The 13,323-nt window shown below is 68.6% G+C and carries 10 protein-coding genes; 3 read left to right on the top strand and 7 right to left on the bottom strand.

Annotation, left to right across the window (positions count from 1 at the left end; all coding sequences use genetic code 11):
• Positions 1-103: 103 nt before the first annotated feature.
• The 3 genes from B7G54_RS28040 to dnaE all read right to left on the bottom strand — a co-directional run bounded on the left by B7G54_RS28040 (position 104) and on the right by dnaE (position 6,402).
• Positions 104-1,282 carry a glycosyltransferase family 9 protein gene (locus B7G54_RS28040; protein WP_085042010.1) on the bottom strand — a complete coding sequence of 393 codons (1,179 nt, stop codon included), beginning with the start codon at positions 1,280-1,282 and terminating at the stop codon, positions 104-106.
• Between the two features lie 185 nt (positions 1,283-1,467).
• The gene (locus tag B7G54_RS28035) at positions 1,468-2,553 is read right to left on the bottom strand and encodes a glycosyltransferase family 9 protein (RefSeq protein WP_085042009.1); all 1,086 of its coding nucleotides are present in this window, start codon (positions 2,551-2,553) and stop codon (positions 1,468-1,470) included.
• Between the two features lie 315 nt (positions 2,554-2,868).
• Positions 2,869-6,402, bottom strand: coding sequence for a DNA polymerase III subunit alpha (dnaE, locus tag B7G54_RS28030; protein WP_085042008.1), 3,534 nt, complete (start codon positions 6,400-6,402; stop codon positions 2,869-2,871).
• 216 nt (positions 6,403-6,618) lie between these two features.
• Between dnaE and B7G54_RS28025 the strand changes: the two genes are divergently transcribed.
• Together B7G54_RS28025 and gluQRS are read left to right on the top strand one after the other, a co-directional pair.
• A complete protein-coding gene (locus B7G54_RS28025) occupies positions 6,619-7,473 on the top strand; it encodes a sulfurtransferase (RefSeq protein WP_085042007.1) in 855 nt (284 codons plus the stop codon).
• Between the two features lie 22 nt (positions 7,474-7,495).
• On the top strand, positions 7,496-8,389 hold the full coding sequence (gene gluQRS / locus B7G54_RS28020; RefSeq protein ID WP_085042006.1) for a tRNA glutamyl-Q(34) synthetase GluQRS: 894 nt from the start codon (positions 7,496-7,498) through the stop codon (positions 8,387-8,389).
• Between the two features lie 193 nt (positions 8,390-8,582).
• Here the strand turns inward: gluQRS and B7G54_RS28015 are convergent, their stop codons facing one another.
• From B7G54_RS28015 to purT, 4 genes are all read right to left on the bottom strand, one after another.
• A complete protein-coding gene (locus B7G54_RS28015; protein WP_482764052.1) occupies positions 8,583-10,109 on the bottom strand; it encodes a DEAD/DEAH box helicase in 1,527 nt (508 codons plus the stop codon).
• Between the two features lie 473 nt (positions 10,110-10,582).
• Positions 10,583-10,963, bottom strand: a complete 381-nt coding sequence (locus tag B7G54_RS28005; RefSeq protein WP_085042004.1) for an MliC family protein — start codon at positions 10,961-10,963, stop codon at positions 10,583-10,585.
• Positions 10,964-11,044: 81 nt separating this feature from the next.
• Positions 11,045-11,230: a DUF6726 family protein gene (locus tag B7G54_RS28000; RefSeq protein ID WP_085042003.1), complete on the bottom strand. Its 186-nt coding sequence runs from the start codon at positions 11,228-11,230 to the stop codon at positions 11,045-11,047.
• An 18-nt stretch (positions 11,231-11,248) separates the two neighbouring features.
• Positions 11,249-12,463: a formate-dependent phosphoribosylglycinamide formyltransferase gene (purT, locus tag B7G54_RS27995; RefSeq protein WP_085042002.1), complete on the bottom strand. Its 1,215-nt coding sequence runs from the start codon at positions 12,461-12,463 to the stop codon at positions 11,249-11,251.
• A 213-nt stretch (positions 12,464-12,676) separates the two neighbouring features.
• Here purT and B7G54_RS27990 point away from each other — a divergent pair, with 213 nt between their 5' ends.
• Positions 12,677-13,222, top strand: a complete 546-nt coding sequence (locus B7G54_RS27990) for an META domain-containing protein (RefSeq protein ID WP_085042001.1) — start codon at positions 12,677-12,679, stop codon at positions 13,220-13,222.
• Positions 13,223-13,323: the final 101 nt, after the last annotated feature.

Genomic DNA, 13,323 nt, shown 5'->3' with positions numbered 1-13,323 from the left:
TTCGGCCGCAGCGGAAGTTCACTACCCTCAAAGGAAACGGGCTGCGCGGCTCGTCGCGAAACAAGCCGCCTGCAACCAGCAGGAAACGTGCGCTTCCCGCGCGTCAGTCGGATCCGGTGCGATGCAGTCGCGACGTATCGACGACGGCGTCGGCCGGGCCCGGCGGATTCAGCCCGAGCATCTCGGCCGCCGCGGCTTTCACGCGCTGCGCACCGAGATGGGCGAGGCAATCGCTGCGGCTGTCGACCTTGCGCTCGCAGCCCTCGTGCCGGCACGGCACGCAATCGCCCTCCCCCTGCAGCAGCCACACGTTCCCGTGCCGCCCCGAGCCGCGCAGCGGCCACGGATTCTCGGTCGCGGGCCAGTGCTGCGGCCACGGCCCCCAGCGCACGGGGTCCGACGGGCCGAACAGCGCGATCGTGTCGGTGCCCGTCGCGGCCGCGACGTGCGTCGCACCGGTGTCGGGCCCGATGAAGAGCCGTGCACGCCGCACCAGTTCGGCGCTTTCGCCGAACGTCAGGCGGCCGACCAGGTTCAGCACGTCGCCGCCCGCTTCGGCCGCGACCTGCTCCGCATATTCGCGCTCGCTGTCGGCCGGGCCGCCCGACAGCGCGACCGCGAAGCCGTGCTCGCGCAGCCAGCCGATCATCTCGACCCAGCCGTCGAGCCGCCATTGCTTGTAACGGAACATCGGATACGGATGCAGGACGACCAGCGGCTTGCCGTCGCGAATCGCCGGCGACTCGGCAAGCCACGCGTCGAAGCGCGCGCGCCGCGCCGGGTCGTCGCCGATACCCGGTGCGACGACCTCAGACACCGGCTCGATGCCGATCACGGGGGCGAGCGCGAGCGTGCTGACGACCGTATGCGCGGATTCGTGGTGATTGATCGCGATCCCGTTCAGCATCATCCGCGTGAGCCACGTCACGCGGTTCGGATCGACGAGGCCCACCCGCTTGCGGCCCGCGAACCAGCTGTAGAAGCGCGGCCGGTCGGAGCTCAGCGCCGCGCACGCGAGATCGTAGCGGCGCCACATCGACAGCGCGTCGCGCAACCGCTCGCGGAATCCCGCGCGCTGCGCGACGACGATCACGCGCCGCACGTCCGGATTGTGCTCGAGCACGCCTTCGGTGCCGCGAAACACCAGCATGTCGATCTGCGCTTCCGGCCAGCGGGCTTTCAGCGAACGGACGAGCGGCGTCGTCAGCAGCACGTCGCCGATACGGCGCGGCGCGGCAACAAGGATGGTTCTGGGCGGGCGGGCGGAAGAAAACAGGGCCACGGCGATGGGTGTGTCTGGCTGGCTGAACAAGGCTGGCAATGTACAGGATTTTGCAGCAGCCGGCGCGGCATGGCGAATCGGCCGTGCGGCTACCCCGATACGGCCCCGTTCGCGGAGTGCGGTGCGGCAGGCGCACCGCGCGCCGGCGGCCGGTGCCGTACGCGGTGCTTGCGACGCCTGTAGCGCTACGAAGCGACCGTCATGATCCCCGGCGTCGCAGCAGCCGGTCGCGCGTGCGCTGCATCGTCCAACGTTTCGTCGAGATGGATGCCCTGCGGCAGCAGGTGAAGCACCGCGCGCTCGACCGCGTCGACGCCGATCGCGTCGACGGTCGCGCCGGCGCGCAGGATCACGTGCGGCACGCCAAGCGGATGCCAGCGCAGGTATTTCTCGGGACGGTCCTCGAACAGCGCGGCGACGGGCACACCGAGCGCCGACCCGAGATGCACGGGGGCGCTGTCGGCCGAGACGATCGCATCGAGCAGGCTCGCGGCAGCCACCAGCTCGGCAACCGACGACGGCGCGACATGGCGCGCACTCACGTCGCGCCAAGCATCGTCCTCAGGAGCATGGCCGACGGCCGGGTCGCGGAACACGATCAAATCGGCGCACGGCGCAAGCCGCTCCGCGAGGTCACGCCAGCGGTCCACGGGCCAGCGGCGCTCGGCCGCCTTGTTCGTCACGAACAGCCCGACGCGCGGCTTCGTGCGCGCGCCGAGCAGCCGATACCACGCGTCCTGCAGCGCGCGGTCGGGATGAACCGACAACTTGAGGCGGTCGAGATCGACGCCGCCGAGTTCGGGTACGAGCCGGAAGCCCGACAGCGCCTCGTGACACATCGGCCGCTGTGCGACATGCTCGGGCTTGCGATCGTCGAATTCGGTCTCGGCATCGTGCCAGCGGCAATCCTTCGCGCCGATCTGACGCGCGAACTGCATGCTGCTGCGATGCATGCCGCCGTTCGGCACGACCACGAGGTCGAACCGCAGGCGACGCAGGCGGCGCACGAGCCGCAGCCGGTCGAAGAACGCGCGCATCCGCCCGGGACGGTCGTTGCGTTCGCATTGGCGGCTATAGACGTAGGTGTGGATCGTGTCCACGTCCGGGTTTCCGGCCAGCGCGGCCGCGTTGTAGCGGTTCGCAACCACATGCAGCTCCGCGCCGGGCCAGCGCTCCTTCAGCGCGCCGAGAAACGCCGTCGTGCACAGCATGTCGCCCAGAAAATCAATCCGGATCACGAGGATCCGCTGCGTCGGGTTCCCATTGGCCATGGTCATGTGGTGACTATCAGATTTTTGTCGTCGCGACGGGCCCATTTCACGGCATCCGGTTCCAGGACGGCCTTGTCGCCTGTCGCCTGTGCCGCTCGCCACCCGGATCCGCCCCCGTTTATGCGCGCGACACCGGCGCCACTCGCCTGACGAGCGGCGGTCGACACCGCGTTCGTGAGGCTAGCGCCGGATTGTATAGCGTCCGGATGGCCAGCCCAAGACCCGCTTGCGCGAACATGGAAAAACGGCCCGCCGCACCGCACGACGGCGATGCGACGGGCCGCATGGCGCGACAGCCGTTCGGCGGACGCGCGGTCAGTACGTGATTTCGACGACGCTGCCGTCGAACGCCGCACGAAGCTCCGCGAGCAGCACGTCGCTCGGCTTCACCCGCCACGCGTCGCCGAGGCGCATTTCACCCTGTGCCCGCGCGTTGCTGTAGTGGACCTGGACCGCGAGCCCGTTCGGCAGCGGCGCCTGCGGGCGGCGACCGCCATCGCGCCCGCCGCCGCGCGGCGCAGGCGCTTCGACTACGTTCGCCGCCGCCGGATCGTCCTTCGACACGTGCGATTCGAGCACGCGGCGCAGTGCGGCCGCGTCGGCGTTGCCGTTCATCGTCAGCCGCACGGCCTGCGCGTAGCGGCTGCGCGCGCGTTCGAGATCCATCACGGTATCGGCCGTGAAGCGGATACCGCCCGTGAACGCATCGTTGCGCGCCTGCCCCTGCACGATTAGCAGCTCGTCTTCCTTGAACAGCGCCTTGTTCGCCTCGAACTGCTCGTTGAAGATCGTGATCTCGCACTGGCCCGACCCATCGTCGAGCAGCACGATCAGCATCTTGCCGCGCTGGGTCATCTGCGTGCGCATCGACGCGATGATGCCGGCCACGAGCTTGTCGCGCCCTTCCTTCAGGTCGCCGACCTTCTGCCGCACGAAGCGGCGGACTTCGTCGCGATAGGCGTCGAACAGATGGCCGGACAGATAGAAGCCGAGCGCGCCCTTTTCCTCCTGCAGGCGGCGCTTGTCGTCCCACGCGGGCTCGTCGACGAGCGCATGCGCGTGCGGCGACTCGGCGCCCATGTCGAACAGGCCGGCCTGCATCGCGTTCGCCTCGGCCTGGTCGGCCGCTTCCATCGCCAGCGGCACCGACGCGATCAGCTGCGCACGGTTCGTATTCAGCGAATCGAACGCGCCGGCGCGGATCAGCGCCTCGACCGTGCGGCGGTTGACGACGCGCCGGTCGATCCGCTCGCAGAAGTCGAACAGGTCGGTGAACGCCTTTTCCTCGCGGGCGCGCAGGATTTCCTCGATCGCGTTCTGGCCGCTGCCCTTCACCGCGCCGAGGCCGTAGCGGATCGTGCGCGAGCGCTTGCCGTCGGCTTCGGCGACCGGCTCGAACCGGTAATGCGACTGGTTGATGTCGGGCGGCAGCACGGCGAGGTTGTTCACGACGCAGTCGTCGAACAGGATCTTCACCTTGTCGGTGTCGTCCATCGCGAGCGTCATGTTGGCCGCCATGAATTCGGCCGGATGGTGCGCCTTCAGCCAGGCGGTGTAATACGCGAGCAGTGCATACGCGGCCGCGTGCGACTTGTTGAAGCCGTAGCCCGCGAACTTCTCCATCAAGTCGAAGATCTCGTCGGACTTCTCGCGCGTGAGGCCGTTCTTCGCCGCACCTTCGGCAAAGATCTCGCGGTGCTTGGCCATCTCCTCGGGCTTCTTCTTGCCCATCGCACGACGCAGCAAGTCCGCGCCGCCGAGCGAGTAGCCGCCGATGATCTGCGCCATCTGCATCACCTGCTCCTGATAGACCATGATGCCGTAGGTCTCTTTCAGGACGGGTTCGACGCGCGGATCCGGATAGTCGACCTTCTCGCGGCCGTGCTTCCGTGCGCAGAAGCTCGGGATCAGGTCCATCGGGCCCGGACGGTACAACGACACGAGCGCGATGATGTCCTCGAAGCGGTCGGGCTGCGCATCCTTCAGCATGCCCTGCATCCCGCGGCTTTCCAGCTGGAACACCGCGACCGTGTTGGCCTTCTTCAGGATCTGGAACGAGGCTGGATCGTCGAGCGGCACCTGCGCGAGCGACCAGTCGGCCTTCGACGGATCGAGCCGGCGGATATAGCGCTCGGCCCAGTCGAGGATCGTCAGCGTCGTCAGACCCAGAAAGTCGAACTTCACGAGGCCGACGGCTTCGACGTCGTCCTTGTCGTACTGGCTGACCACGCCGCCTTCGTCGCCCTGCGTGTACAGCGGGCAGAAATCGGTCAGCTTGCCGGGCGCGATCAGCACGCCGCCCGCGTGCATCCCGACGTTACGCGTGAGGCCCTCGACGCGCTGCGCGAGATCGAGCAGCTGGTGGACTTCGTCCTCGTGGTCGTAGCGCTCCTGAAGCTGCGGCTCCTCCTTCATCGCGTCGGCGATCGTCACGTGCTTGCCCGGCTTGAACGGGATCAGCTTCGCGATGCCATCGGTGAACATGTAGCCGAGGTCGAGCACGCGGCCGATGTCGCGCACGGCCGCCTTCGCGGCCATCGTGCCGAAGGTGGCGATCTGCGACACGGCGTCCGCGCCGTATTTTTCCTTCACGTACTGGATCACGCGATCGCGGCCGTGCTGGCAGAAGTCGATGTCGAAGTCGGGCATCGACACGCGTTCCGGGTTCAGGAAGCGCTCGAACAGCAGGTTGTAGCGCAGCGGATCGAGATCGGTAATGCCGAGCGCGTACGCGACCAGCGAACCGGCACCCGAGCCGCGGCCCGGGCCGACCGGCACGCCGTTGTTCTTCGCCCAGTTGATGAAGTCCGCGACGATCAGGAAGTAACCGGGGAAGCCCATCTTCGTGATGGTCCCGCACTCGAATTCGAGGCGCTTGTAGTACGTGTCGCGCTGCGCGTCGCGTTCGGCTTCGACCGGATACAGCTGCACGAGACGGGTCTCGAGCCCTTCCTTCGACAACTGGACCAGGTAGTCGTCGAGCGACATGCCGTCCGGCGTCGGGAACAGCGGCAGCTTCGGCTTGCCGAGCTCGAGCTTCAGGTTGCAGCGCTTCGCGATCTCGACCGTGTTCGCGATCGCCGACGGCAGGTCGGCGAACAGCGCGGCCATGTCGTCCTGCGTGCGGAAATACTGGTCGGTCGTGAAACGCTTCTGGCGCCGCGGGTTCGCGAGGATGTCGCCTTCCGAGATGCACACGCGCGCCTCGTGCGCGGTGAAATCGTCGTCGGTCATGAACTGCGTCGGGTGTGTCGCGACGACCGGCAGCTTCAGCGACGCGGCGAGCGTCGCGGCCTGCTGGATGTACGCCTCGGCGCCCGGCTGGCCGTAACGCTGCAGCTCGATGTAGAAGCCGCCCGGGAACACCTTCGCCCAGCGCTCGGCGTGACGGCGCGCGGCTTCTTCATTGCCCGCGGCAAGCGCGAGCCCGATATCGCCCTGTTGCGCGCCCGACAGCGCGAGCAGCCCCTGCGCGAGCTCGCCGTCGAGCCAGCTCGCGTCGAGTTCCGCACGGCCGCGGTACTGGTTCGTGAGCCACGCCTTCGACAGCAGCTCGCAGAGATTCAGGTAGCCGACCTTGTCCTTGACGAGCAGCAGCAGCCGCGACGGCTTGTCGCGATCGTCGGGATTGGCAATCCAGACGTCGCAGCCGGCGATCGGCTTGATGCCCTTGCCGCGGGCTTCCTGGTAGAAACGGACGAGGCCGAATGCGTTGCCGAGATCGGTGAGCGCGAGCGCACCCTGACCGTCTGCGGCCGCCGCCTTGACGATGTCGTCAATACGCACGATGCCGTCGGCAATCGAGAATTCGGAGTGAACGCGAAGATGGACGAAGCGGGGATCTGACATGGGCGCTATTGTAGCCGCCCCGCCGCGCAGGCTGCCCAAAAAATCCCCGCGCCGGCCGTTCGGCCGATGTGCGCGACCGCACGTCGCGCGACTGGCCAAACGGCAGGATGCCGGCCTGAGCGCGGTTTGCGGGATAATACGGTTTTTCGAATCCACGCCCCGGCTTCGCACCCTTTTTTGCGGGCCGCCGTGCGGCCGTTTTCCCGTCGGACCATCATGACCATCGTCAACCTCGCCGCCTACCACTTCGTGTCGCTCGACGCGAACGAGCAATGGCGCCCGCTCGTCACCGCCCGCTGCAACGAACTCGGCCTGCGCGGCACGATCCTGCTCGCGCCGGAAGGCATCAACCTGTTCGTCGCCGGCACGCGCGAAGCCACCGACGCGTTCATCGCGTACCTCCGCCACGATCCGCTGTTCGAAGGCAAGTTCGCAACGCTGCAGTTCAAGGAAAGCCTGTCCGACTCGCAGCCGTTCCGCCGCATGCTCGTGCGCCTGAAGCGCGAGATCATCACGATGAAGAAGCCGGCGATCAAGCCGGAACTCGGCCGCGCGCCGTTCGTCGACGCCCGCACGCTGAAGACGTGGCTCGACCGCGGCCACGACGACACGGGCCGCCCGGTCGTGATGCTCGACACGCGCAACGCATTCGAAGTCGACGTCGGCACGTTCGACGACGCGCTCGACTACCGGATCGACAAGTTCAGCGAATTCCCGGAAGTGATCGACGCGAATCGCGCCGACCTCGAAGGCAAGACGGTCGTGTCGTTCTGCACGGGCGGCATCCGCTGCGAGAAAGCGGCGATCCACATGAAGGAAATCGGCATCGAGAACGTGTACCAGCTCGAAGGCGGGATCCTGAAGTACTTCGAGGAAGTCGGCGGCGCGCACTATCACGGCGACTGCTTCGTGTTCGACTACCGCACCGCGCTGAACCCGCAACTCCAGCCCACCGGGAACGTCACGTGCTTCGCGTGCCGCGCGGTCGTCACGCCGGAAGCGCAACAATCGCCGAGCTACGTGCCCGGCCAGTCGTGCCCGGCCTGCGCGCAGGCAGCCAGCGCCGCGTAACCGCGCGCTGCCCCGCGCCCCGATGACCGCCTATCGCGGCCGCTTCGCGCCGTCGCCCACCGGCCCACTGCACTTCGGCTCGCTGGTCGGCGCGCTCGCAAGCTGGCTCGACGCGCGCGCACACGGCGGCGCATGGCTCGTGCGCATCGAGGATCTCGACGGCCCGCGCACGGTACCCGGCGCGGCCGACGACATCCTCGCGACGCTCGCGCATTTCGGCATGACGCCCGACGAGCCGCCCGTCTGGCAAAGCACGCGCGATGCCGCGTACACGTCCGCGCTCGAACGGCTCGTCGCGGCGGGGCGCGTCTACCCGTGCGGCTGCACGCGCAAGGAAATCGCCGATTCGCTGCGCGCCGCGCACGAGCGCCACACGACGCTCGCCTACCCGGGCACCTGCCGCACCGGCCTGCACGGCAAACCCGCGCGTGCGTGGCGGTTGCGCGTGCCGGACGGCGACGATGCGATCGTCACGTTCGACGATCGCTGGCAGCACGCGCAATCGCAGAACCTCGCGACCGAAGTCGGGGATTTCGTGCTGAAACGCGCGGACGGCCAATGGGCCTATCAGCTCGCGGTCGTCGTCGACGATGCCGATGCGCACATCACGCACGTCGTGCGCGGCGCCGACCTGCTCGACTCGACCGCGCGCCAGATCCACCTGCAGCACTGCCTCGGCGTGCCGACGCCGCAGTATCTGCACGTGCCCGTCGTCGTCGATGCGAACGGCGAAAAGCTCAGCAAGCAGACGGGCGCGGCCGCGCTCGAACGCGACGATCCGCTACCGGCGCTGCAGGCCGCGGCCGCGCACCTGGGCCTCGCGCCCGACGGCGCGCTCGCAGGCACGACACTCGATGCGTTCTACGCAGCCGCGACGGCCGCGTGGGCGACGCGCTTCGGGCCGCAGGCCGGCTGACGCGCGGCAGCACGCCGGTTTCGCGGCGATCGGGCGCCCGCCGGGTGCCGGCTGCATCGCTCGCCGCCGGCGCCCCACGCCCTCTTCCGCTCCCCCATCGAACCACGGCCCCAATGAAAAACGGGCACATGCTCATCGCATGCACCCGCTTCTCCTGCAGCGCTCGCGCGCCGCACCGTCACGTCCGCCGGGCTTACTCCGATGGCTTGCGCGGCATCCCGAACCCGCCGAGCAGCGCGGCGACCTGACGCTTCGGCCCCTTCTTCTCGGGCTGCTGCGCAGGCTGCGCGTCGTCGTGCTGCTTCGCCGGCACCGACGGCTCGTACGGCTTCAGGAAGAAATCGTCGACCGGCGCTTCGTGGCGACGGTGATGACCGCGCTCGGAGCCGCCCGGCCGGCGCCCCGACGCGCCGCGATGTTCGTCGCGATCGCGACGGCCACCCCGTTCGCCGCCCCGTTCGCCGCCCCGTTCGCCACTGCGCTCGCTGTTGCGATCGCCGCCGCGGTCATTGCCGCGGTCGTTACCGCGCTCGTCGTGACGATGGCGTGCCGGCTTGTCGATCGCGAGCGTCTGAATGTCGAGCGGACGCTTGATCAGCTTCTCGATATCGGCGAGCTGCTTGCGCTCGTTCGGGCTGCACAGCGACAGCGCGTCGCCCGTCGCACCCGCGCGGCCGGTACGGCCGATCCGGTGCACGTAGTCTTCCGCGCTGAACGGCAGGTCGAAGTTGATCACGGCCGGCAGCTCGGCGATGTCGAGGCCGCGTGCGGCCACGTCGGTCGCGACCAGCGCCTCGATCTCGCCGCGCTTGAACGCGTCGAGCGCCTGCATCCGTTCGAGCTGCGTCTTGTCGCCGTGGATCGCCGACGCGACCACACCGTCGCGCTCGAGATTGCGCGCGAGGCGGCTCGCGCCGATCTTGCTGTTGCAGAACACGATCACCTGCTTGAGGCCGCGATCGCGCAGCAACTGCACGACGGCCGCCTGCTTGTCGCCTTCGGCGACGTCGTAGACGATCTGCGTGACGTTCGCGTTCGTCGAGTTGCTGCGCGCGACTTCGATCGTCTGCGGGTTACGCAGGTAGGTCGACGCGAGCTTCTTGATTTCCCCCGAGAAGGTGGCCGAGAACAGCAGCGTCTGGCGTTCCTTCGGCAGCAGGTTCAGGATGCGCTGCAGATCGGGCAGGAAGCCCATGTCGAGCATCCGGTCGGCTTCGTCGAGCACAAGGATCTGCACCTGGCCGAGATTCGCCGTCTTCTGCTGCACATGGTCGAGCAGGCGGCCCGGTGTCGCGATCAGGATCTCGACGCCGCGGCGCAGCTCTGCCGACTGCGGGTTCATATCGACGCCGCCGAACACGACCGCGCTGCGCAGCGGCGTGTGCTTCGCATACGCGTGCACGTTCGCGGCGACCTGGTCGGCGAGTTCGCGGGTCGGCGTGAGGATCAGCGCACGCACGGGGTGGCGCGCCGGTGACGCGCTCGTGTTGGCCTGCGGCAGCAGGCGCTGGATGATCGGCAGCGAGAAGCTCGCGGTCTTGCCGGTACCCGTTTGCGCGGCGCCCATGACGTCGCGGCCGGCGAGCACGACCGGAATGGCCTGCGCCTGGATCGGCGTCGGCGTCGTATACCCCTGCTCCGCAATGGCTTTCAGGATATCGGCGGCAAGGCCGAATTGATCGAAGGTTGCGTCGACGGGCTTGGCGACAGAATCGGACATGGTGGCGTTTCGCTCAAAAGGCGCGGCGGGGACATCGTGCGTCAGGCCGGCCGGGCCTGCGCTCATCACAATTCGGAAATAGACGGAGCCGCGGCGCGCCGCGCGGCGCCGCTCTGGCGCTTGGGACCGGTTCAATGCGAACGCTGGACGCCAGGCCGTGCGGACTCCGTTCGGCGCGAATGCCGGCGGAAAGGGGCGTATTGTAGCACTGCGCGGCCGTCTGTCCGTGACAACGCCGCGAACAGCCGCAACGATGGTTCGCGCGGCGGGCCCGGGCAGGCCGGCGCAGTCGACGGATGGCCGATCGGGCCATCTCGATTGGCCGGTGGGCGATTTCAGGGGTCTGATCGCGGATCGCCTTGCCTGACCGCCCGCTGCCAACCTGCCACCCCCGCCCGCGTGCCGGGCCGTCAGGCCCGGGAGCCGGCCGCCGGCAGGCACCGGCTGGCACGATCCACGTTCGCGCCGGGCGCTCAGCCCTTCTTCTTTTTCTTCTCGACCTGTACACAGTCGCCCAGCAGCGGCGGCGAATTCTGGTCGGCGATCTCGTCACGCAGTGTCGCTTCCTTGCCCTTCGTCCACCACGTATAGCGGCCGGCCTGGTAGCGCGCGCCCGACGCCGACACGGTGTCGACGAACAGCATTTGCTTCCCGTTGACCGGCACGAGCGCGAAGCTCTGGCCGTTGCCCGCGAGCCAGTACGACACGCGCACGGGCTGCTTCTGGTTCGCACACTGGTAGACGGCGAACTGGCGCGAATCGGCGTCGATCTCTTCGACGGTCAGTTGCGCGGCATGCGCGACGGACACGGCAGTGCCGGCAAGCGCGAGCGCGGCGAGGGTTTGGCGAATCATGCAGGTCCTCTCACGAGACGGGTGAAAACGCGCCTTCGCGGGGCGCGCGATTATTGTTGGCGATCGCGTCGGGTATCGTGATCAGGGATCGATGACGTCGGCACACGCGTCGGTCGGTGCGGCCGCGACATGGCCGACCAGCGGTACGATCTTGAGCCCGGCCGAGGCCACCCGGCACGGTGCGGCCGCGAGGCCGCAACCCGCGAGACTCGCGGCAAGCGCCAGCGCGGCGGCCAGCTTTCCGATACGCAGCCACGTCGGCGTCATCGTCCTCTCCTGGTTACGTCAGCGAGCCGACACGGGCCGGACGGCCGCGGCGGCACGCTTCGCGCGTTCGCGGGCTTCGTCGACGGTCGCACCGGTCGCCAGCGCGACGCCCATGCGCCGCTTCGCAAAACTTTCCGGCTTGCCGAACAGGCGCAGGTCGGCGCCCGGCACCGCGAGCGCGTCGCGCACGCCTTCGAAGGCGATCCCGCGCTCGTCGAGCCCCCCGTAGATCACGGCCGACGCGGCCGGCGTACCGAGCGCCGGATCGACCGGCAGCCCGAGAATCGCACGCGCGTGCAGCTCGAATTCCGACTGGCGCTGCGACGCGAGCGTGACGAGGCCCGTATCGTGCGGCCGCGGGCTCACCTCGGAGAACCACACGTCGTCGCCGCGCACGAACAGCTCGACGCCGAACATCCCGCGCCCGCCGAGCGCCTCGGTAACCTTGTGTGCGATCTCGCGCGACTTCTCGAGCGCCGCTGCGCTCATCGGCTGCGGCTGCCACGACTCGACGTAGTCGCCCGCGACCTGCACGTGGCCGACCGGCTCGCAGAAGTAGGTACGCGTGGCGTTCGTCGCCGGATCGATCGCGCGCACCGTGAGCTGCGTGATCTCGTAATCGAAATCGATGAAGCCTTCGACGATCACGCGGCCGTGGTTCACGCGGCCGCCCGCCATCGCGTAGTCCCACGCCGGCTTCACGTCGGCTTCGGTCTTCACGACCGACTGCCCCTTGCCCGACGACGACATCACGGGCTTCACGACGCACGGCATGCCGATCTTCGCGACGGCCGCGCTGAACGCTTCGAACGAATCCGCGAACGCATACGGCGACGTCGGCAGGCCGAGTTCCTCGGCGGCGAGCCGGCGGATCCCTTCGCGGTTCATCGTGAGCTGGGTCGCGCGCGCGGTCGGGATCACCTCGGCGAGGCCGGCCGCCTCGATCGCCGCGAGCGCGTCGGTCGCGATCGCCTCGATCTCGGGCACGATCAGGTGCGGGCGTTCGGCTTCGACGATCGCCCGCAGCGCGGCGGCGTCCGTCATGTCGATCACGTGCGCGCGATGCGCGACCTGGTGGCCCGGCGCATCCGGATAGCGGTCGACTGCGACGACTTCGACGCCGAGCCGCTGCAACGCGATGATGACTTCCTTGCCGAGTTCGCCGGCGCCGAGCAGCATGACGCGCGTGGCCGAGGGTGAGAGCGGCGTACCGAGCCGCTGACCGATCTGCATGTGATTTCCCGCTTCTGGTGGAGGACGAAAACGGCTCCGATGTTAACACGCGCGTTGGTGCCCGTTTTGGGCGTTTCGACGTGCCGGTGCCCGGCCGCGCACGGCGCGTGGACGGGCCGCGAACGTTTTCATGCGCGAAGTGTCGGCTCGCCTGCCGCGGGGCGGGTGCGTTACTCTTACGCCTTGATCAGAATCCGATGAGGAACGAGGCTCATGTCCCACCTGTCTGCCGCCGCACGCGCACGCACCGGCCTGCTTCGCCCGTTGCGCGCGCCGCTCTGCGCGTTGACGCTTGCCACGCTTCTCGCCGCCTGCGCGATGCCGACCCACCCCGATTCCGCCGCCCCTGCGCCCGACCCGTACAACCCGGCCGCCGTCCAGCTGCTCGACGACACGAGCTGGGAACTCACCAGCTGGCTGAACGCCGACGGCACGCAGCGCGCGATCCCGCACGGCGACAACGGCGAGCCGATCAAGCTCGCGCTGTCGACCGACTCGGGCATCCGGCGCGCCAGCGGGTTCTCGGGCTGCAACCGCTACATGGGCACCTACGCGATCAAGAACGGCCTGTTGAGCTTCGGGCCGCTCGCCGGCACGCGGATGGCCTGCCCGAATACGCTTGGCGGCCAGCTTGAGGCTGCGTACCTCGACGCACTCGCCCACATCGACAAGACCGGCGTGCAGATGCGCGAGCCGCAGCAACTGCAGATCGTGACCGCTTCCGGCGCAACGCTGACCTTCACGCACCGGAGCCCCTGATGCACGGCGCGCGCGCAGGCCGACCGACCGCCTTCGCGTGGCGCGCACACGCGTCGCGCGGCGTGAATCGGATGCACGCCGCGTTAGAGTCTTGTTCCCCA

Origin of the sequence: Burkholderia puraquae (assembly GCF_002099195.1) — a bacterium.
GTDB lineage: Bacteria > Pseudomonadota > Gammaproteobacteria > Burkholderiales > Burkholderiaceae > Burkholderia > Burkholderia puraquae.
This window is presented reverse-complemented; position numbering and strand designations above follow the sequence as displayed.

Bases quoted from the DNA above. Each gene is read 5' to 3' on its own strand.
- purT (WP_085042002.1), bottom strand. From the start codon at position 12,463: ATGCAGATCGGTCAGCGGCTCGGTACGCCGCTCTCACCCTCGGCCACG.
- B7G54_RS28000 (WP_085042003.1), bottom strand. From the start codon at position 11,230: ATGACGCCGACGTGGCTGCGTATCGGAAAGCTGGCCGCCGCGCTGGCG.
- gluQRS (WP_085042006.1), top strand. From the start codon at position 7,496: ATGACCGCCTATCGCGGCCGCTTCGCGCCGTCGCCCACCGGCCCACTG.
- B7G54_RS28005 (WP_085042004.1), bottom strand. From the start codon at position 10,963: ATGATTCGCCAAACCCTCGCCGCGCTCGCGCTTGCCGGCACTGCCGTG.
- B7G54_RS27990 (WP_085042001.1), top strand. From the start codon at position 12,677: ATGTCCCACCTGTCTGCCGCCGCACGCGCACGCACCGGCCTGCTTCGC.
- B7G54_RS28015 (WP_482764052.1), bottom strand. From the start codon at position 10,109: ATGTCCGATTCTGTCGCCAAGCCCGTCGACGCAACCTTCGATCAATTC.
- B7G54_RS28035 (WP_085042009.1), bottom strand. From the start codon at position 2,553: ATGGCCAATGGGAACCCGACGCAGCGGATCCTCGTGATCCGGATTGAT.
- dnaE (WP_085042008.1), bottom strand. From the start codon at position 6,402: ATGTCAGATCCCCGCTTCGTCCATCTTCGCGTTCACTCCGAATTCTCG.
- B7G54_RS28025 (WP_085042007.1), top strand. From the start codon at position 6,619: ATGACCATCGTCAACCTCGCCGCCTACCACTTCGTGTCGCTCGACGCG.